At 68.9% G+C, this 18921-nt stretch carries 16 protein-coding genes; 4 read left to right on the top strand and 12 right to left on the bottom strand.

The features are described 5' to 3' along the window. Positions 1–33: 33 nt before the first annotated feature. The 5 genes from QFW96_RS04145 to QFW96_RS04125 all read right to left on the bottom strand — a co-directional run bounded on the left by QFW96_RS04145 (position 34) and on the right by QFW96_RS04125 (position 6117). The gene (locus QFW96_RS04145; protein ID WP_281454168.1) at positions 34–777 is read right to left on the bottom strand and encodes an Rv0361 family membrane protein; all 744 of its coding nucleotides are present in this window, start codon (positions 775–777) and stop codon (positions 34–36) included. A gap of 147 nt (positions 778–924) precedes the next feature. Then, positions 925–2949, bottom strand: a complete 2025-nt coding sequence (locus tag QFW96_RS04140; protein WP_281454167.1) for a neutral/alkaline non-lysosomal ceramidase N-terminal domain-containing protein — start codon at positions 2947–2949, stop codon at positions 925–927. Positions 2950–3217: 268 nt separating this feature from the next. Then, the gene (locus QFW96_RS04135) at positions 3218–3976 is read right to left on the bottom strand and encodes an SDR family NAD(P)-dependent oxidoreductase (RefSeq protein ID WP_281454166.1); all 759 of its coding nucleotides are present in this window, start codon (positions 3974–3976) and stop codon (positions 3218–3220) included. 19 nt (positions 3977–3995) lie between these two features. Next, a complete protein-coding gene (locus QFW96_RS04130) occupies positions 3996–5558 on the bottom strand; it encodes an AMP-binding protein (RefSeq protein WP_281454165.1) in 1563 nt (520 codons plus the stop codon). A gap of 28 nt (positions 5559–5586) precedes the next feature. After that, a complete protein-coding gene (locus QFW96_RS04125; RefSeq protein ID WP_281454164.1) occupies positions 5587–6117 on the bottom strand; it encodes a phenolic acid decarboxylase in 531 nt (176 codons plus the stop codon). A gap of 95 nt (positions 6118–6212) precedes the next feature. On the opposite strand from QFW96_RS04125, the gene QFW96_RS04120 reads away from it, so the two are divergent. Next, the gene (locus QFW96_RS04120; RefSeq protein WP_281454163.1) at positions 6213–6668 is read left to right on the top strand and encodes a MarR family winged helix-turn-helix transcriptional regulator; all 456 of its coding nucleotides are present in this window, start codon (positions 6213–6215) and stop codon (positions 6666–6668) included. 57 nt (positions 6669–6725) lie between these two features. Here the strand turns inward: QFW96_RS04120 and QFW96_RS04115 are convergent, their stop codons facing one another. Together QFW96_RS04115 and QFW96_RS04110 are read right to left on the bottom strand one after the other, a co-directional pair. Further along, positions 6726–8000 carry a NupC/NupG family nucleoside CNT transporter gene (locus tag QFW96_RS04115; protein WP_281454162.1) on the bottom strand — a complete coding sequence of 425 codons (1275 nt, stop codon included), beginning with the start codon at positions 7998–8000 and terminating at the stop codon, positions 6726–6728. Between the two features lie 152 nt (positions 8001–8152). Beyond that, positions 8153–9097: a ring-cleaving dioxygenase gene (locus QFW96_RS04110; protein WP_281454161.1), complete on the bottom strand. Its 945-nt coding sequence runs from the start codon at positions 9095–9097 to the stop codon at positions 8153–8155. 130 nt (positions 9098–9227) lie between these two features. Here QFW96_RS04110 and QFW96_RS04105 point away from each other — a divergent pair, with 130 nt between their 5' ends. Further along, complete coding sequence (locus QFW96_RS04105) at positions 9228–9716, top strand: MarR family winged helix-turn-helix transcriptional regulator (protein WP_281454160.1); 489 nt, start codon at positions 9228–9230, stop codon at positions 9714–9716. 219 nt (positions 9717–9935) lie between these two features. Here QFW96_RS04105 and QFW96_RS04100 read toward each other — a convergent pair whose 3' ends face one another. Next, positions 9936–10739 carry a siderophore-interacting protein gene (locus tag QFW96_RS04100; protein ID WP_281454159.1) on the bottom strand — a complete coding sequence of 268 codons (804 nt, stop codon included), beginning with the start codon at positions 10737–10739 and terminating at the stop codon, positions 9936–9938. A 226-nt stretch (positions 10740–10965) separates the two neighbouring features. On the opposite strand from QFW96_RS04100, the gene QFW96_RS04095 reads away from it, so the two are divergent. After that, positions 10966–12000 carry an alcohol dehydrogenase catalytic domain-containing protein gene (locus QFW96_RS04095; RefSeq protein ID WP_281454158.1) on the top strand — a complete coding sequence of 345 codons (1035 nt, stop codon included), beginning with the start codon at positions 10966–10968 and terminating at the stop codon, positions 11998–12000. A gap of 228 nt (positions 12001–12228) precedes the next feature. Beyond that, positions 12229–14256: an NACHT domain-containing protein gene (locus QFW96_RS04090; RefSeq protein ID WP_281454157.1), complete on the top strand. Its 2028-nt coding sequence runs from the start codon at positions 12229–12231 to the stop codon at positions 14254–14256. Between the two features lie 327 nt (positions 14257–14583). Here QFW96_RS04090 and QFW96_RS04085 read toward each other — a convergent pair whose 3' ends face one another. The 4 genes from QFW96_RS04085 to QFW96_RS04070 form a co-directional block, all read right to left on the bottom strand. Next, positions 14584–15075, bottom strand: coding sequence for a pyridoxamine 5'-phosphate oxidase family protein (locus tag QFW96_RS04085; protein WP_281454156.1), 492 nt, complete (start codon positions 15073–15075; stop codon positions 14584–14586). Between the two features lie 5 nt (positions 15076–15080). After that, the gene (locus QFW96_RS04080) at positions 15081–16394 is read right to left on the bottom strand and encodes an MFS transporter (protein ID WP_281454155.1); all 1314 of its coding nucleotides are present in this window, start codon (positions 16392–16394) and stop codon (positions 15081–15083) included. A 24-nt stretch (positions 16395–16418) separates the two neighbouring features. Next, positions 16419–16955, bottom strand: a complete 537-nt coding sequence (locus QFW96_RS04075; RefSeq protein WP_281454154.1) for a nuclear transport factor 2 family protein — start codon at positions 16953–16955, stop codon at positions 16419–16421. A gap of 435 nt (positions 16956–17390) precedes the next feature. Continuing rightward, positions 17391–18614, bottom strand: coding sequence for a cytochrome P450 (locus QFW96_RS04070; protein WP_281454153.1), 1224 nt, complete (start codon positions 18612–18614; stop codon positions 17391–17393). Positions 18615–18921: the final 307 nt, after the last annotated feature.

Below are 18921 nucleotides of genomic sequence, written 5' to 3'. Positions count from 1 at the left end.
CACCGTAGCGACCGGCCACCGAAGAGCGAGGGATCAGGCGCAGAGCTTCCAGTCGCCGTCTTCCTTGACGAGCTTGAGCTGCGCGGTCGCGGGCTGCTGGCCCGGGACGGTGGACTCCATCGTCGCCGTGCCGCTGTCGCCGTTCTCCTGCACGCCCTTGACCGTCGTCTTGACCTGCTTGAGCATCTCGAAGTCCTGCGGCTTGGCGACCTTCAGGAACTCCTCCTTCTGCTTCTGCAGCTCCTCGATCTGCGGCATCGCGGCGTTGCAGACCACCGGGCGGTAGTCGTCGGCCGTGACGCTGCGCGGGTCCTGGGTCTCCTTGGTGGAGATGGCCGCGTAGTCCTCGGCGGCCGCCTGCGCGGAGCCGCTGCTGAACAGCCAGAAAGCACCCGCTGCCACCGCGGCGAGCACCACGACCGAGGCGGCGACGGCGATGATCATGCCGGTCTTGCGCTTCTTCTTCGGCTGCTCACCGGCCTCGGCGGACTCACCGGTCTCAGCCGTCGCAGCGGCCTCGGGGGCCTCGGATCCCTCGGTCTCGGGAGTCTCGGCCGCGGTCTCCGACTTGTCGGCCTCGGCGGTCTCGGCCTCCGCTGCGTCGGTCTGCTCGGCACCAGGCTTCTCGGCGCCCGACTGCTCGGCGCCGGTCTCGGCCTCGCCGTGGCCGGCGGCGGTCGCGTTCTCCGAGGCCTGCTCCGGAGCCGAGTTCTCGGTCTCGTCAGCGGGCTTCTTCTCGGAGCCGCCCTGGCCGGGCTCGTTCGGCGAAGAGGTCATGAACACCTTCCTGGTTCGGGCTTGTCAAGTGCTGTCCCCAGGTGTACGCGACCAGGGCGTCGAGTTCCACCCATGACGCACTCTGATCACCGGTTTACCCGCACGGGGACATTACGATTCGACCACGGCACCGCGCGATCCCGACGATCACGCCACCAGGAAATCGCGGCTGATCCCGGCGAACCCCGTGATCTTCCCGGAACCGGCGGCCTTCCAGTCTCCGTTGTGGACGATGCGGTAACGACCCGTGGGCACTCCGGCGGGAACGTCCCACGTGACCGTCGCCGCCGAGGATGCCACTCCGGTGCGCCGCCACTCGTAGCGGGTCGCCCAGTGCCGGTCGTCGGCGACGGTGACCCACCGGCCGTCCACCAGGCGCTGGACCTCGGCGAACGTGCCGCCGCGGCGCAGGTCGTTCTTCGGGTGGCCGGTGACGAACTCGGCGGTGACCCGGTCGCCGCGGTGGTAACCGCTCGCGGGTTCGGTGAGCACGTCGCCGAAATCGCGTCCGGGTGGCGGGGCGTCGAAGACCACGCCGGGCTGCAGGTTCGGCAGCGTCCCGGACATGTCGGGCGGAACCGGGCCCAGCGGAACGCGTTTCCCGTCGCGCATCGCCGCGGCGAGGCGGGTGAACTCCTGCTGGTAGGCGGGAAGGGTGTAGCGGCCGAAGAGCGTGGAGGCGCCCTCGTACTGCTGGGCGTCGTACTCCTCCGGCGTGGTGACGTACTGGCTGTAGGCGTTGGCGTAGCCCTGGACGAGGACGTTCTCCAGCGGCACGCCGAGTTCGGCGGCGACGCTGCGCCGGATCCGCAGCCCTGCCACGATCGTGTACTCCGCCGGGCCCGCCACGAGGTGGAGGTCGCCGAGCCGCATCAGTTGCAGCGGCAGCACTTCCGGGCACCACGGGTGTGGTGGCATCGCTCCGAACGGCACCGCAACGGGTTTCGGCGCCTGCTCGTCGGCGAGCTGCGGCGGGATCGGCACGTCCGCCCCGCCCAGCCACTCCCACAGCGGGTTGCGCAGACCTTCGCCGATCGGGATTCCCGGTCCGTCCTCGGTGCTTCCGGCCAGCATCGACCAGCCGATCGCGGCCGTGCAGGTGCGGTGCGTCTCGCCGTCCGGGGTGAACCGTCCGTCCACAGTGACCTCGGAGAGGTCCACGTAGCACAGCAGCGAGTCGACCGGCCCGCTCATCGGAGTGACGGCCTCGTCGAAAGCCCTTCGGGCGGCGAGGAACTGGCGCTCGCCGATGATTCGGGTGTTGGTGAACTCGTCGTCGGTCGGCCCCTTCCCCGGTTCCAGGTCGAGGTTCGGGGACATGTCGGCGGCGTTGGTCTGGGCGAAGCAGGCCACGAACTCCGGGTCGTCCCGCTCCCAGGCGAAGGCGGCGTAACCCTTGTTGTCGGAGCTGATCAGGTGGTTGGTGTTGGTCATCGACGTGCCGTGGGTGGCGAACCAGGCGATCGCACCGACGTCGCGCCCGCCCTGGGCGAAGCGCAGCACCGTCACGGCCGGGTCGATGGCATCCGGGAAGTGCTCGGTGTCCTGCCGCGGGTTGAGCTCGAAGGCGCTGCGTGAGCGGTTGACGCTGGCGTCGGTGAGCTCGGCCCGACCGAGCGCGAGCGTCCCGGGCCGCAGGTCGTCGTGCGCTGCGCCGATGGCCTCGGTGATACCGCCGACGACGGCCTCGAAGACCTCCTCCTGGAACCCGAGGGTGGCCAGGTCGTAGGCGGCGTAGTGCGAGTCGCCGCCGCACGCTGCGTGCGTGTGCGTGGCGTTGAGCAGCACGTTCTGCTCGGTGTAGAGCCCGCCGTAGGTCTCGATCAGCCGCCGCATCACCTCCTGGTGCACCGACTGGAACAGCGCGCCGAGCTCGGCGGTCACGAACACCACCCGGTTCGCGCCGTCGTCGACGACGAACGCGCGCGCCAGGGTGCGCAGGTGGATGCCCGCGGTCTGCTGCTGGGGCATGGAGTAGCCCATCATGCCGTTCTCGGCGGCCGGACCGGTGACGTCGGCGACCCCGCGCCCGACCCGGTACCCGGTCGGGCCCTGGCCGGACGCGGGGGTGGCGCCGGCCCCCGGGGCGGCCAGACCCGGGGCGGTCAGACCTGCGGCGGCCAGCGGCGCGGTCGCGGCGGCGGCCAGCACCTGTCTGCGAGCGACGGGCATCTACCTGCTCCTCGGTGAATGTGAAGTGTGTTCACGTTCATGGATTCAGGCAGGTTACGCCGATCACACCCGGCTGCCAAGATCCCCGGAGGTCACGGTTCGACCCCCGCTCATCTCAGGGCGTGTGGGGTGGGGAAGTTTTCATGAAAACTTCCCCACCCCACACGGAACCGGAGCTCTTCAGAAGAAGGTGTTTGGGTGGAAATACCTGTTGAGAGGGTGGTTGGTTCGGAGTGGGGGAAGTTTTCATGAAAACTTCCCCGCCCCCTCACTTCGGGGCGAAGCGCTGTCCCGCGTCCAGCCGCAGGCACTGACCGTTGAGCATGGGGTTGTCGACGATGGCGCGCACCAGTTTCGCGTACTCCTCGGGGCGCCCCATCCGGCGCGGGAACGCCGCGTCCTTGACCAGCGCGGCCTTCACCTCCTCCGGGGCGCCCCGCACGATCCCGGTGTCGAACAGGCTCGGGGCGATCGCGAGCACGCGGATGCCCATCGAGCCCAGGTCGCGGGCCATCGTCAGGCACATCCCGGCGATCGCGGCCTTGGCGGCGGTGTAGGCGACCTGACCGACCTGCCCTTCGAAAGCGGCGATCGAGGAGGTGTTGATGATGACGCCGCGCTCGCCGTCCTCGGGCTCGTTGGCGTTCATGTGCGCGGCGGCCAGGCGGCTGATGTTGAAGGTGCCGACGGTGTTGAGGTCCAGGATCCGGCGGAACGCGTCGAGATCGTGCGGCCCCTGCTTGCCGAGCGTGCGCTGCGCGAGCCCGCCACCGGCGGTGGTCACGGTGATGTGCAGCCCGCCGAGACCGTCCACGGCCTCGGCCAGGGCGCGCTCGACGCCCTCGAAGTCGGTCACGTCGACCGGGTGGAAGCTGCCGCCCAGCTGCGCGGCGACGTCCTCGCCCTGCGAGCCCGCGAGGTCGGCGATGGCCACCGAAGCCCCCTGGGCCGCGAGCAGTTCCGCGCTGGCGCGGCCCATGCCCGAGGCCCCGCCGAACACGACCGCCTTCTTGCCGTTGATCTCCACTGCTTCCTCCTCGTCGAGGTCAGCGAACCCGGTCCCGGAGTTCGCGCTTGAGGACCTTGCCCGCGGTGTTGCGCGGCAGCTCGTCGACCACCAGCACCGCGCGCGGGCACTTGTAGCCGGCGAGGTGGGCGGCGCAGAACTCGCGGATCTCCCGCTCGGTGGGGTGTTCCGCGCTCGCGGGCTCGATGACGGCCACGACGCGCTCGCCCCACAGCTCGTCCGGCGCGCCGACCACGGCGGCCGCTCCGACGGCCGGGTGCTGGTGCAGGACGTCCTCGACCTCGCGGGAGTAGACGTTCTCGCCACCGGACAGGATCATGTCCTTGCGCCGGTCCACGATGGCGTAGCGGCCCTCGGCGTCGCACCGGGCCAGATCACCGGTGCGGAACCACCCGTCGCGGAAGGACTCCTCGGTGGCCTCGGGGCGGTTCCAGTAGCCGGAGAACACCTGGTCGCCCCGGATCTCCAACTCCCCCACCACCTCCGGCGCGCACTCGACGCCGTCGTCGTCGACGACGCGGGCGGCCGAGAGCAGCATCGGGGTTCCGGCCGAGGCCAGCAGCTCCGGCCGTCCGCCCGCCGCCTCGCGGTGCCCGTCGGGGCCGTGGGCCAGCGCGTTGCCCGCGAGCTCGGTCATGCCGAAACCCGCGCGGAACCCGGCGTTCGGGAACCGGATCATGGCCTCGCGCAGGGTCGCCACCGGCATCGGTGCCGAGCCGTAGCCGATGCGGGTGATCGAGGAGGTGTCGCAGACCTCCAAGGCGGGGTGGCGCAGCAGCATCGCCAGCATCGTGGGCGCGACCGTGGTCGCGGTGACCCGGTGGCGCCGAACGGCGTCGAGGAAGCCCTCGGCGCTGTAGCGGCGCAGCAGCACGACCGTCTCCGCGGCCAGGTGCGCGACGAGCACGTTGTACCCGGCGATGTGGCACAGCGGCCACGGCACCAGGGACACCGGCCGCTGCTCGGTCGCGCGCGGCCAGCTCAGCGCCGCGTTGACCGCGCCCGCCACGACGTTGCGGTGGGTCAGCACGGCGCCCTTGGCCCGTCCGGTGGTGCCGGAGGTGTAGAGCAGCCAGGCCGGTGAGTCCTCGTCGGGCCGGGCGGGTTCGGTGTCGGGCTGCCCCTCGATCAGCTCGGACAGCGCCATGCCGGAGCTTCCGTCGACGGTGATGATCGTGGTGATCGAGGAGACCTCGGCGGCGGCGTGCCGGGCGGCGTCCAGGTACTTCGCCTCGGTGAGGAGCGCGGTGGGCCGGGCGTCGGCGAGCAGGTCGGCGATCTCGCGGGGCGCGAGCCGGTAGTTCACCGGCAGCAGCACCATGCCCGCCAGCGGAACCGCGTGGTAGGCGAGCACGTACTCGGGGTTGTTCTCGGTGAGCACGGCGATCCGGTCGCCGGGCCGGGCGATCCCGGCGAGGCCGTGGGCCAGCCGGTGGATCGCTCGGCGCAGCTCACCGAAGGTCCACGTGGTGTCCTCGAACTCCAGGGCGGCGACCTCGGGCGCACGCCCGGCCGCGAAGGCCACCACGTCGCTGATCAGCATCACGCCTCCCGCGTCGGCGCACCGGACACCGGGAGGCACCGTACCAAACTATCGCTTGGTCGGACGATCAGTTCGCGCGGTCGGACCAACCCGCGGGCAGGTCTCCCGGGGCGGTGTCGATGACGGTTTCGTCATCGGTGCCGACGTGCTCGAAGAGCGTGATGCGGGCGAACTCCGGCACCACGTAGATCGGGTAGGTCGGCCCCTCGTCGCGGTACTCGCGCATCTCGTCGAGGTGGTCGTTCTGGTACAGCACCGTGCGCTCGCCGTGCTCGCGGATCCAGTCCGGGAAGAAGATCACGCCGTGCAGCACGCGCTCGCCCGGGATGACGTTGACCGCGACCGAGGTCCCGGTCGGCTCGGTCCAGGACACCTTGTAGACGCCGCGGGTGAGCGCCACCAGGTCGACCTCCTGGCCCTTGACCCAGCGGCCGCCGACGTGACCGGTGTGGATCCGGTAGTCGATGGTGCGCTCGTTCTTGACGTACATCTCGTACTGCCAGCCGTTGGCGTAGGTGTAGATGAACCGGTGGCCGACGATGCCGGACAGGTCCTGCTCGGGAACCGGGTTCTCCACCGTGGTCGGGTGCTCGCTCATGCGCCTCGCTCCCCCGTCGTTGACGTTGACACATTCAATTTTGCTACAAAACTATTTTGCTGCAAAACTAATGTGCGGTCGGGCACAATGAGCCGGTGACCGGTGACCTGGATACCGCCGCGCTCGAGTTCACCCGCCTGCTCGGACCGCTGCGCCGCGCCGTGCTGCGCGCCTCCCGGCAGGCCGCCGACCTGCCCGACCTGCCCGAGGCCCAGATCGAGCTGCTGCGCCTGCTGGTGGCCGACGGTCCGCTGAGCCCGCGCGAGGCGGCCACCGCGCTGCAGGTCGCGCCCTCGACGATCAGCAACCTGGTCAAGACGATGCGCACGGCCGGACTCGTCGCCCGCGACAGCGATCCCGAGGACGCGCGCACCGCGCGGCTCAGCGCCACCGACACCGCGCTGGACCTGCTCGACCGCTACGACCGCGCCAGCGCCTCGGCCCTGCGCCGCAGCCTCGCCCAGCTGCCCGCCGCCGAACGCGCCCGGCTCGACGCGGCCCTTCCCGCGCTCCGCGCGCTCACCGCCGCCGTGAACTCCCACACCCCCTGACACGCGAGAACGGCCCGCCACGGGAAGTTCCGCGACGGGCCGTTCGACGGGAGCGGGTCAGACGAGGACGCCCGCGATGGTGGCGCTGAGCAGGTTGGCCAGGGTCGCCGCCAGCACGGCGCGGATGCCGTCCTTGGCGATCCAGCCGCGCTTGCCGGGCACCAGACCGCCCAGGCCGCCGAGCAGGATCGCCAGCGAACCGAGGTTGGCGAAACCGGTCAGCGCGAAGGTGACGATGGTGGCGGTCTTCTCGCTGAACTGCGCGGCCTGCGGGCCGAAGTCGGAGAAGGCGACGAACTCGTTGATCACCAGCTTCTCGCCGACGAACCCGCCGGCGGCCACGGCCTCGTGCCACGGCACGCCGATCACCCACATCAGCGGGGAGAACACGTAGCCGAGGATCTGCTGCATGGTCAGGTCCGGCAGGCCGAACAGCCCGCCGACGGCGCCGACGATGAGGTTGAGCAGCGCGATCAGGGAGACGAACGCGAACAGCATCGCGCCGACGTTGAGGGCGAGCTTGAGGCCGTCGGAGGCGCCGGTGGCCGCGGCGTCGATGACGTTGCGCGGCTTCTCCTCCAGCGCGGGCGCGGCGGTGCCGAAGGCGACCTGCTTGGACTCCTCCTCTTCAGCGGCGTCGGCGTCCTCGGCCGCGGGAGCGTCGTCGGAGGAGGGCTCGTCCTCGGTCGCGGGCATGATCATCTTGGCCATCAGCAGACCGGCCGGGGCGGCCATGAAGCTGGCGGCGATGAGGTTCTCCAGCTCGGCGCCCAGCATCGCGTAGCCGACCATGACCGTTCCGGCCACAGTGGCCAGTCCGCCGACCATCACCGCGAAGAACTCCGAGCGGCTCATGCTCGCCAGGTAGGGCCGCACCAGCAGCGGCGCCTCGGTCTGACCGAGGAAGATGTTGCCGGTCGCGTTCAGCGACTCCGCCCGCGTGGTGCCCAGCGCCTTCTGCAGACCACCACCGATGATGCGCACGACCCACTGCAGGACGTGCAGGTGGTAGAGCACCGCGGTCAGCGAGGACACGAAGATGATGATCGGCAGCACCTGGAAGGCCACGACCGTGCCCTCGCTGGGCATGATCGGGCCGACCAGGAAGTCGATGCCCTCCTTGGAGGACTCGATGACCTTCGTGACACCGGCGGCCACGGCGGTCAACGCCTGCTGGCCCAGCGGCCAGCGCAGCACCACGACCGCGAAGATGATCTGGATCGCCAGCGCACCGAGCACCGTGCGGAGGTTGATCGCGCGCCTGTTGGTCGACATCGCGAACGCGAGCAGCAGGACGACGACCATGCCGCCGAGACCCCACAAGACCTGCACTTGGAATCAGCCTTTCCTCGAACCGCCGCACCCGCGACGCGATGATGAGTTCGAGGGATGCTCGCACGACGGGCCCGGATCATGCACCCGGGTGGCGACTTTGTGACTCCGGCAACGGCAGGTCAGCGCCGCGTGATCACTCCACAGTGCACTCAGGCCGGGACGTCGAGCGGTGGCAGGGAGTTCGCGATGTCCTCGCGGGTGGGCTCCAGCCACGGCGGCAGCTTCAGCTCGCGGCCGAGCTCCAGCAGCGGCTCGTCGATGTCGAACCCGGGCGAATCGGTGGCGATTTCGAGCAGCACGCCACCGGGCTCGCGAAAGTAGATGGACTTGAAGTACTGGCGGTCGCGGATCTCGGTGACCTCCAGGCCGCGCCCGACGAGCTCGTCGCGCCACTCCTTCTGGGTCTGGTCGTCCGGCACGCGCCAGGCCACGTGGTGCACGGTGCCGCCCGCGACGTAGCCCTCCGGGGCGTTCGGGTCCACCCGCACGTCCACCAGCGCACCGGGTCCGCCCTCGCCCGCGGCGAAGCGCAGCCGGTCGCCGTCCTGGTGCCGGAACTGCAGGCCGAGGCCGTCGACGAGCAGGTCGGAGGTGTCGGCCTCGCGCGCGACGGTCATGGTCACCGAGTGCAGGCCGCGGATGGCGTGCTCGGCCGGGACCGACGGGGTGTCCCACGGGTCGCGCGGGTCGCCCTGCGGGTGGGCGACCAGGGCGAGCTCCAGGCCGTCGGGGTCGCGGAAGCCGAGGACGTCCTCCTCGTCGCGGTTGGTGACCCGCGTGGTCTCGACACCGGCGGCGGCGAGGTGCTGCTTCCACCAGCCGATGGAGTTGGCCGGGACGGAGAACGCGGTCGCGGTGGCCTGCCCGGAGCCGATCCGGCCGGACTCGATCGACTGCCACGGGAAGAAGGTCATCAGCGAGCCGGGCCTGCCGGAGGTGTCGCCGTAGTAGAGGTGGTAGACGCCGGTCGAGTCGAAGTTGACGGTCGTCTTCACCAGCCGCAGGCCCAGGGTGCGCAGGTAGAAGTCCGCGTTGCGCTGGGGGTTCTCACCGATCGCCGTGACGTGGTGCAGCCCACTGGTCCTGATCCCCATCTCGCCCTCCTGCTACCTCAGACCGCATTCAAAGAAGACGCTAACAGGGATATATCTTTCGCTCAAGATGATTGCGTGTAAGATTATCCCTGGAGCCACCACAAGCGGTGGCGGAGACGGGAGAGGGCCGATGAGCGCGAAGAAGGGGATCCACGACGTGGCCACCGAGGTCGACCTGCCCAGCGATGACGAGACCGTCACCTGGTGGGGTCTGGTGATCGAGGGCTACCACGCCACGCACGGAAGACTGATGAACGAGATCAGCGAGCGCGTGGACCTCGCCCCCGGTTCCTTCGACATCCTGATCCGCCTGCTGCGCTCCCCCGACTACCGGCTGCCGATGACCCGGCTGGCGATGGAGGCGGCGCTGAGCAGCGGCGGGTTCACCAAGGTCGCCGACCGGCTGGCCAAGGCCGACCTGATCCGGCGGGAGCCCTCGGCCCAGGACCGGCGGGTGGTCTACGCGGTGCTGACCGACCACGGGCTGGAAGTCGCCGAGGAGGCCCGGAAGGTCTGCGCGGAGATCCTGCGCAACCGCATCCTGGCCCCGCTCGGCGAGCAGCAGTCCTTGAGCCTGGCCGAGGCGATGCGCACGCTGCGCACCGCCAACGCGGCCTGACGGACCGAATAATGTCGAGTGGTCTGCTTGCTCAGCGGTGCCAGTAGCGGAACCTGATCGGCTCCGTGGACTCCGTGCGCCGCTCCTTGAGTATGCCAATACGAGGCGTCCCGGCGTACTCGCCACGAAGCCGATCAGAACCCGCGGCGGTGCGGGCTGAGTCCCACACCTGAAACAGCGGCTGACGCCGCCACCTCGAACGACGTCAGTTCACTCGTTTCAGCTGGCGGCGGCTTCGGCCTTGGCGAACTCGGCCTTCCACTCGCGGAAGGACTCCTCGGTGCGGCCGTGGCGCCAGTAGCCGGAGATCGACGCGCTGTCGCGGGTCACGCCGCGTTCGCGGAACAGGTACGGGCGGACGCGGCGCATGACCTCGTGGGCCTCGCCGTGCACGAACGCGTGCACCCGGCCCGGCAGCCACTCCAGCTCGCGGACCGCCTTCTCCAGCGCGCCGTCCTCGCCGACGTCGCAGCGGTAGATGAAGGTGGCCTCTCCCCTGGCGGGCAGCGGCAGTTCCGGCGCCTCGACCGGGGATTCGATCAGCATGACCACCCGCACCACGGCGTCGGCGGGCATGACGCGCAGCGCGGCGGAGATCGCGGGCAGCGCAGACTCGTCCCCGGCCAGCAGGTGCCAGTCGGCCGCCGGGTCCGGGCTGTAGGCGCCGCCGGGGCCGTTGAGGACGAGCCGGTCGCCCGCCTCGGCCCTGGCCGCCCACGGGCCGGCCACGCCGAGGTCGCCGTGCATGACGAAGTCGATGGCCATCGTGCCGGCCTCGACGTCGGGGAACAGCGCGGTGAACGTGCGGACCGTGGGCATGTCCTCGGCCGGGAAGGTGCCGCGCATCGCCTTGACGTCCAGCGGCTCCGGGTAGGTCACGCCTTCCTTGGGGAACACCAGCTTGACGTAGCGGTCGCTGTGCACGCTCTCGGCGAAGGCCGAGAGATCGTCGCTGCGGAACCACAGCCGCCGCACCCGCGGAGTCACCATCTCCGCGCCGGTCACGGTCAGGTAAGTCGCCATCGAACTCCTCGCTCACAAAGACTTAGGTCAGCCTAACTTATCCCCGCGAGGGTGTTGAACGCCAGTCGGACACACCGGTCACGTCGGCGAGGTCCTGGGTCGCGGCCCAGCTCACCGGATGGGGTGAGGGGTGCCCGCGGTACCCGGACGATCAGGCACTCCCGGGTGAAGCCGACTTACCGTTCCCTGGAATCCGGCCGGACGAGACCCGGGGAGGCCGTCTGCGATGCGCGCGACACTGATGTACGGAGCCGGGGACGTGCGGGTGGAGGACGTCCCCGACCCGGTGCTGCAGCAGCCCACCGACGCGCTGGTGCGGGTGCTGCGCGCCTGCGTGTGCGGGAGCGACCTGCACCCGTACCACAGCAAACCGGCCTCCGAGACAGGCTCGCCGATGGGCCACGAGTTCCTCGGCGTCGTCGAGGAACTCGGTTCCGAGGTGAGCGGTCTGAGCAAGGGCGACGTGGTGATCGCGCCGTTCATGTGGGCCGACAACACCTGCGACTTCTGCCGCGAGGGGCTGCAGACCTCCTGCCGCAACGGCGGCGGCTGGGGTTCGCCCGGCGTCGGCGGCGGCCAGGCCGAGGCGGTCCGGGTACCGCAGGCCCAGGGCACGCTGGTCAAGGCCCCGGTCGACGAGGACTCACCGCTGCTGCCGTCGCTGCTGACGCTCTCGGACGTCTTCCCCACCGGCTACCACTGCGCGAGCACCGCCGGTGTCGGCGAGGGCAAGACGGTGACGGTGATCGGCGACGGCGCGGTCGGGTTGTGCGCGGTGCTCTCGTCCCGGCTGCTGGGCGCCGAGCGGATCATCCTGATGGGACGGCACGAGGACCGCACGGACCTCGGCGTCGAGTTCGGCGCCACCGACGTCGTGCCCGAACGCGGCGAGGAGGGCATCGCCCACGTCCAGGAGCTCACCGGCGGCGACGGCACGCACGCCGTCCTGGAGGCCGTCGGCTACCTCAACGCCTACGACACCGCCCTGGGCGTCGTCCGGCCCGGCGGCTCGATCAGCCGCGTCGGCGTCCCGCAGTACACCGAGGGAAACATCGGCCGCGACCCGTTCATGAAGAACGTGACCCTCACCGGCGGAGTCGCCCCCGCCCGCGCCTACATCGAACGCCTCCTCCCCGAAGTCCTGGAAGGCCGAGTCGAACCCGGCCGAGTCTTCGACACCACCGTCGACATCGAAGGCGTCCCCGACGGCTACCGAGCCATGGACCAACGCCGCTCCCTGAAAGTCCTGATCAACCCGTAACTTCCCGTGCAGTGCCGCTTGGTGTGGATCTTCCACCGCGGCCGTCTATAACCTCCGTTCGACGCGCCAGCGGTGTTGCTTTCGATGGGTGGTCCTGAGCCGTGCCGGCTGACGCTCTCGCCGGTCTACCAACACCGCCCTACACGGTCTGCTACCTCTGAAACACTGATCGTTATGAGGCAAGAGAGGGTCCGCAACGAGGTCAGTAGCTCGATCGCGGGATCTGCTGTGCAGGTTGGCAACGTGCACGGGGACATCGTGGTCGGCCCGCCGTCGTCTCCACCGTCGAACGGGGACGAACCGGCGGATCTGGCCGCCGCGCTCGCACACAGGGTGCACGGCCTCAGCAAGAGAGAGGACGAGCATAGGCGGATCTACGATCCCCGCCCGCTGCCGGTGCGGTGGCACAGGGCCACGGATGAACTGTTCGACCACTGGGCCAACATCCACGGCCGGGAAAGCAAACACGACGCGACTACATTGACCGGGTCTTTCATCGGAATCCGGGAAACCTACGAGGCCATCCCGTCGCGGCGACTGGTGATCCTGGGGCGGGCAGGCGCAGGCAAAACCGTGCTGGCCCACCGCCTCATCCTCGCGCTGCTCGAAGACCGGCCCCGGACAGCCCCGGTACCGATACTGCTCAGCCTCAGCGACTGGAACCCGCGCGTTCACAACCTGCGGACATGGCTCGTCGGCCAACTCCTGCGGGACCATCCATTCCTGGAAAAGCGGGATCGGGCGGGACATCGCGCCGCCGAGCTACTCGCCAACGACGACTGGATCCTGCCCGTGCTGGACGGATTCGACGAAATCCCCCAGCAGTACGACCGCGACGCCGTCCACGAGATCAGCAGGTTCAGCGGGCCACTGGTCGTGACCAGCCGCCCACACGAATACACGCAGGCCGCAGCACAAGCCAGGGCCCTCAGCCGAGCCGCCGCCATCGAACTCGACAATCTCACCCCCGACGAGTCAAGAACATACTTGCAGGCCAGCACCGGAAAAACCCGCACCGCTGAATGGGACGCGGTCTTCGACCAGCTACGAAACTCACCGGACGCAACCGCGAGCCAGAACCTCCTCCCGGTGCTGACCACCCCGTTGATGGTGACGCTCGCCCGCGCCATCTACAACGACATCCCGGACCACCACCCCGGAGAACTCCTCGACACCGGGCGCTTTCCCACCCGCGACCACGTGGAAGAACATCTGCTCGGTGCCTACCTGGACACCATCTACGACCCCCGGAACGACACCACCCGCCCCACAGGAGCGTCTCCACCGACGTGGACTCCCCATCGCACCCGCCGCTGGCTCGGCCATCTCGCCACCCACCTCACGAAACGCGACACCCACGACCTCACCTGGTGGCAACTCCCCAACACCCTCCACCGCCACACCCGCATCCTCCTCATCATGGCTACCGGACTCGCATTCGTGCTCGCGAACATGTTCACGGCAATGCTCGTGTACGGGCGGGACGCCGCAGCCCCCGCGTTCGGGTTGGTGGCCATCTCCGGGATCACGGCCGCGGGCGGACTCGCGGTTGGGCTCGTTAACGAGCTGAGCTACTTCCGCGGGCGAAAGGGACGCGAACCGAGCCGACTGCACTTCCGCCTTCGACGCCGTGGCAGGCCCAAACGTTCGTTGCGGGTCTTTCTCATGAAAGCGGGAGCCGAGGCGTTCACCGGGCTCACGATCGGGTTGGCGATCGGGCTCGCGACCGGACTCGAAGAGGGACTCTGGTACGTGTTGGTAGCGACTGACCCCGACCGGTTCGGGTACGGTTTCGCACGTGGGCTCATGATCGGGCTCGAAACCGGACTCGCGATTGGGATCACGAACATCATTGTGTCCGCCCTTGGCGACACAAACGCCCCCGAAGACGCCATTAGCCCATGGCAACTCCTGGCCACCGACCGCACCACCACGCTTATCCAAACGACCACGACCACATCCTCGGTTGGGCTCATGCTTGGACTTGTTGCCTATCAGTCGTGGCCTTGGGCCGTTCTATTCGGATGCGTAGCCGGCGCCATTCGCCTATTGCTTTCGACATGGGGAAATTGGCTGCTTTTCGTACGTCTATGGCTCCCGCTGACCGGACGCCTGCCGTGGCGCTCGAAACGCTTCCTCGAAGACGCCTACCAACGAGGAGCACTACGTCAGCCCGGCGCGGTCTACCAATTCCGACACGCGCAACTCCGGAACCACCTCGCCCACCAGCACCGAACCAGACCCCACAGGTGGTGACCAGTCGCGTCGGCTCCCGCCGCAGCGCGGAGCCTCCGGGCGCACCTGGAGGCTCGGCTCACGGGAAGGAGCGCTTCACGAGGAGTCGTCGCTGTCCCTGCGGCGGTGCCAACGTGACCCAATGAAGGCTCGGACGAGGCGTCGTTACCCCCACCGGTGTGAAGGTCAGAGTGTCAACCGACGCCTGGGCAGACCCCTATCCAGGATGCTCGTTGGTAGTTCGCGGCAGTATTGCTTGGTGTGGGTCTTCCAGTGCCGTCGGTGCGGCGGGACGACGCCGTGATCACGTTGTTCTCCGCGGAAGAGGCCGTCTGCCCAGCTGGTGCGTCACGGGGCGCTGCCGCCGCGACCATCGCCGGGCAGCTTTCGCGAGTCGTGACTCACCGCCACGCGCACCGGCCGCAGCTCGAACACCGCGCGATTCTCGCTGTCGAGCAGGGAGAAGAACGCGTCCGGGTCTTCCACCGAGATCCGCTCGCCGAGCGCGCGGTAGAACCAATGCCGGGTCACCTCGTCGACGTGCGCGTGCGCGAGGCACCGCACCGAGACCATCCGGCGCCCTGCGAGAGGAGTTCCCGTAGCCGAGATCACCAGGGAGATCCTGGGATCGCGCCGGAAAGCCTTGGCGTGCGCTCGATCCGAGACCGCGGTGACCCAGAACGCGCCGTCGTGGCGCACGTAGCTCATCACGACACCACTCGCCCACCCGGTGTCGCTGGTGAAGCTCACCACGGCCTCGGTCTGCGCCTGGATCAGCTCGTCGATGTCGTCGGAACTGCCGCGAACCGACCGGAGGTTCTCCAGATCGTCGATGCCCACCCGGCTCACTTCTCGACCACCGGCTCGCGCACCGCCTCCGACGCCCTCGGCGCACCCCTGTCGAAGAACATGGTCACCACGCCCACCGCGGCCGGCAGGAGGAACGCGTAGAAGCTCCACTCCACACCCGCGTTCGCGGCCATCACCCAGCCGCCGACGAGCGGGCCGAGCACCGCGCCCAGCTTGCCGATGCCCATCATCACGCCGAGCGCGGACGCGCGGACATCCGCAGCGAACTGGGTGGCGGCGTAGCCGTTGAGCACGACCATCGTGCCGTTGGCCCCCACACCGGCCAGCGCCACCGCGAGGTACAACGCCGCCGTCGGCGGATTCATGCTCATGAGCAGCAGCGACACCACCGCGGTGCCGAAGCCGCCGATCAGCACGATTCGGCCACCGACCCGGTCGGCCAGAGCCGAGAGCACCAGCGCGCCCACGATGGCACCGAGCGACAGCGCCACCAGGAACTGAAGCGCCGACCCGAGCGGATAGCCTGCGGTGCGCATGATCTGCGGAAGCCACGTGTTCAGCCCGTAGGTGAGCAGTTGGCCGATCAGGCATGCGACCGCGAAGACCATCAGCAGCGCCACGTAGGGCGGGCGGAACAGGCGCAGGACGCCCTTGGCGGTGGTCCGGGCCTCCGGGGCGGTGGCCGACTCGGTCACCGGCAGCCCGAACCGCTCGGCGACCTGCTGCGCCTCAGCTGTTTTTCCCTTGGCGGCCAGGTATTCCACCGATTCCGGCAAGACCTTCCACGCCAGCGGCACCAGGAGCACCAGCGGCAACATGCCGATCGCGTACATGACGCGGAAGCCGTGGTCCTGGACCAACGCGATCGCCAGCACCGAAGCGAGGATCGCGCCGATGGAGTAGCCGGAGCAGGTCATGGCGTTGAAGAAGTTGCGACGGCCCTTCGGTGCGAACTCGACGGTCAGCGCCACCGCCGTGGGAAGCACGCCGCCGAGCCCGATCCCGGCGAGCAGCCGGAAGAGGCCGAAGACCTGCGCGTTCGGCGCGATCGCGCACGCGCCCATGAACAGCGAGAACCACACGATGCTCACCAGCATCATCCGGCGACGCCCTATCAGGTCGGTGACCAGGCCGCACAGAAGCGTGCCCACGAGCATTCCGGCGAGGGCGTAGCTGCCGATCACCCCGGCGAGCACCGGAGTCATGTGCCATTCCTCGTAGGCCAGGATGCTGGGCAGGGTCGCGCCGTAGACGATGAGGTCGTAGCCGTCGAACACCACCGCGGTGAAGCAGATGGCAACCACCCACAGCCCTCTGCGGCGTTGAGCCTCGGATTGCACGCTCGCCATTGAGCCCTCCTGATTCGTCGTGCGCTAAAGACCCTGGGAGTCGCGCCAAGTCGCGAGGGTCTCCGGAATGTCCGCCGGTGCCGGATCCGCACCCGGCCAGCGCTTGCGAAGTCCTCCCGCGTAGATCTCGGCCAGCTCCTCGGTCGGTGCCGCGTAGATGAACTGGATGTCACGGCGGTGGAACCGCCACCGCGCGTCTTCGCGCACGTAGTCGTCGTAGTAGCGGAATGCGCACAGCACCCTCGTACCGCGCAGCGACAGCTCCGCAGCGCCCGTGGCGAGGCCGCTCGCGTGGTCGTCGTCGACCCACGTGATCAGCAACGACTGGGGGACGTGGATGCTCGGCCCGTAGTGCGCGGTCTGCTCGCACAGGTAATTCACCACCGCGCTGCGGCCTCGCACGACGCGGTCGCGGCCGTCGAACTCGGCGTCGCCGGCGTAGAGCTCGGACAGCGTTGCCGCGTCCCGGTCGTCGACCGCCACCGCGTAGCGGGCGACGAGGCGGTGCAGCTCCAGCTCGTCTTCGACCCGGCGCAGTCGTTGCTCAAGACCCGCGGACATCCACGCCTCCTCGCACCACGCATTTTCCTTATTATCGTTATACTTAATAAGCGCTGTCAAACCTTCCCGGCAGAGCGCACGCGCACGACAGCTGTTTCGCGTTGCCGAGGAGGACGAGCCGGCACGCCGCCCTGAACGGACAGCGCCGTCAGCACGTCCTCGAACAAGTCCGCGGCCGTCCTGCGGTTCGAGGTCGATGAGCGGAAATCCGCACACCGATCAGCACGGAACAGCGGCGCCGGTGGTGGCAACAGATCCCGCGACCACACATCGGCAACACCGGCGCAGGTGTCATCAACCAGGAACACGTTGCGGTTTCCCGGATTTCAATCCCACGCCGCGAAGTCGACGCGCCATGCACACCGCAGCGTCCACCCTCGCCCGCCGACAGGTCACGCCTCGCACACCTGACGCCGGCCGCGCGAGGCGCCGCCGCTACGCGTTGGGGAACAGCGGGGAGGCCAGGCGGCGCTTCCCGGGCGTGAAGCTGCACGGGATGGAGTGGTAACCCGCGTTGGTGCCCTGATCCGGGTACCGGACGATGCCCTCGACGTCCACCACGTAGTCCGGCATCCGCTCCAACACCTGGCCGATCATGGCGCGAGCCATCGCACGACCGAGGTGCGATCCCGCGCAGCGGTGGATGCCAAGACCGAACGCCATGTGCTTGTTCGGCCACCGGGTGATGTCGACGTGGTCGGGATCGTCGAACTGCCGCACGTCGCGGTTCGCCGACGCCCAGCTCATCAGCGCACGGTCACCCGCACGCAGGTGCACCCCTTGGAACTCCGCGTCCCTGGTGACCGTGCGGGCGAGCGCCTGCGTCGGGGAGAAGACCCGGAGGAACTCCTCGACCGCGACATCGATCATGCTCGGGTCCTCGATGAGGCGCTGCCGCTCTCCGGGGTTCTCGTAGAGCCACACCAGAGCTTGGGTGACCAGCGAGGCCGTGGTGCCGACCCCACCCGAGATGAGCAGTTCGAGGATCGAGTAGATCTCGTCGTCGGTCATCTTCCTGCCGTCGACCTCGGAGGCGAGGAACGCGCTCGTGGCGTCGTCGGTGGGCTGCTCCCGCCGGGCGGCGATGTGGGTGCGGACCGTCTTCTCCACCCACGGGACCGCGACATCCCTCGCGTGCGCGTACTCGGCCGAGTCCGGCGGAGCGGAGACGAGCGTGTGCATCGCGTCCACGTAGCGCTTGTACTCCGAGGCGTCGAGACCCAGCCAGTCCACGGTCACCGCAGCGGGAACCCCGGCCACGAACGCGAGGTCGGCCTCACCGGTCTCGATGATCTCGTCGATGAACCCGGTGACGAACTTGTCGATCACGTCGGCGAGCTGACGCACCGCCGCCGGTGAGGTGACGGCGTTGACCGCCTTGCGGTAGCTCCGGAACTTCGGCGGATCGAGTTCGATCGGGATGTGGAACGCGGTCGGAGCCTTCGGAATGATGATGGCGAGACCCTCCCCGCCGTGCTCGGACCTGGCCGATGAGAACAGGTCGTCGTCACGGGAAGCCTCGAACACGCTCGGGTAGTCCGAAAGCACCCAGAACCCGCCGTGGGCTTCGGTCCAAGCGACCGGGCACTGCTCGCGGAGTTCGCGGTACGCGCCCACGTGATCGGCGGCGTGCTCAGCAGAGTGGTGATCGAAATGCACGATCGGACAACGAGGTTGTTCCGTCACAAACATCACTCCTTGGAAACTTCCCTGATAATAGTTATCGGAAAACCGGCGTCAAGGGCTTCTTTTCACCCCAGCCGATGACTCCCGTGACGCGGTTATCGACCCCCGAGGATCTGAATCCAGGAAGGAATCCGCTCGCCGCGAAATTCCAGGTGGAATGACACCCGCACGCCGGAGAGGTCTGCACCGGAAGCGGAATCGGATCGAGTCATTTCCCCTTTCCGGGCGCCTCTCGGATCTCGCACCCGGAGACGTTCTCCCGACCGATTCGCCTGCGGAA

Origin of the sequence: Saccharopolyspora ipomoeae, from assembly GCF_029952525.1 — a bacterium.
GTDB classification, from domain to species: Bacteria; Actinomycetota; Actinomycetes; order Mycobacteriales; family Pseudonocardiaceae; genus Saccharopolyspora; species Saccharopolyspora ipomoeae.
Note: the sequence above shows the minus strand (reverse complement) of the source record. Positions and strands in the feature narration are given on the sequence as shown.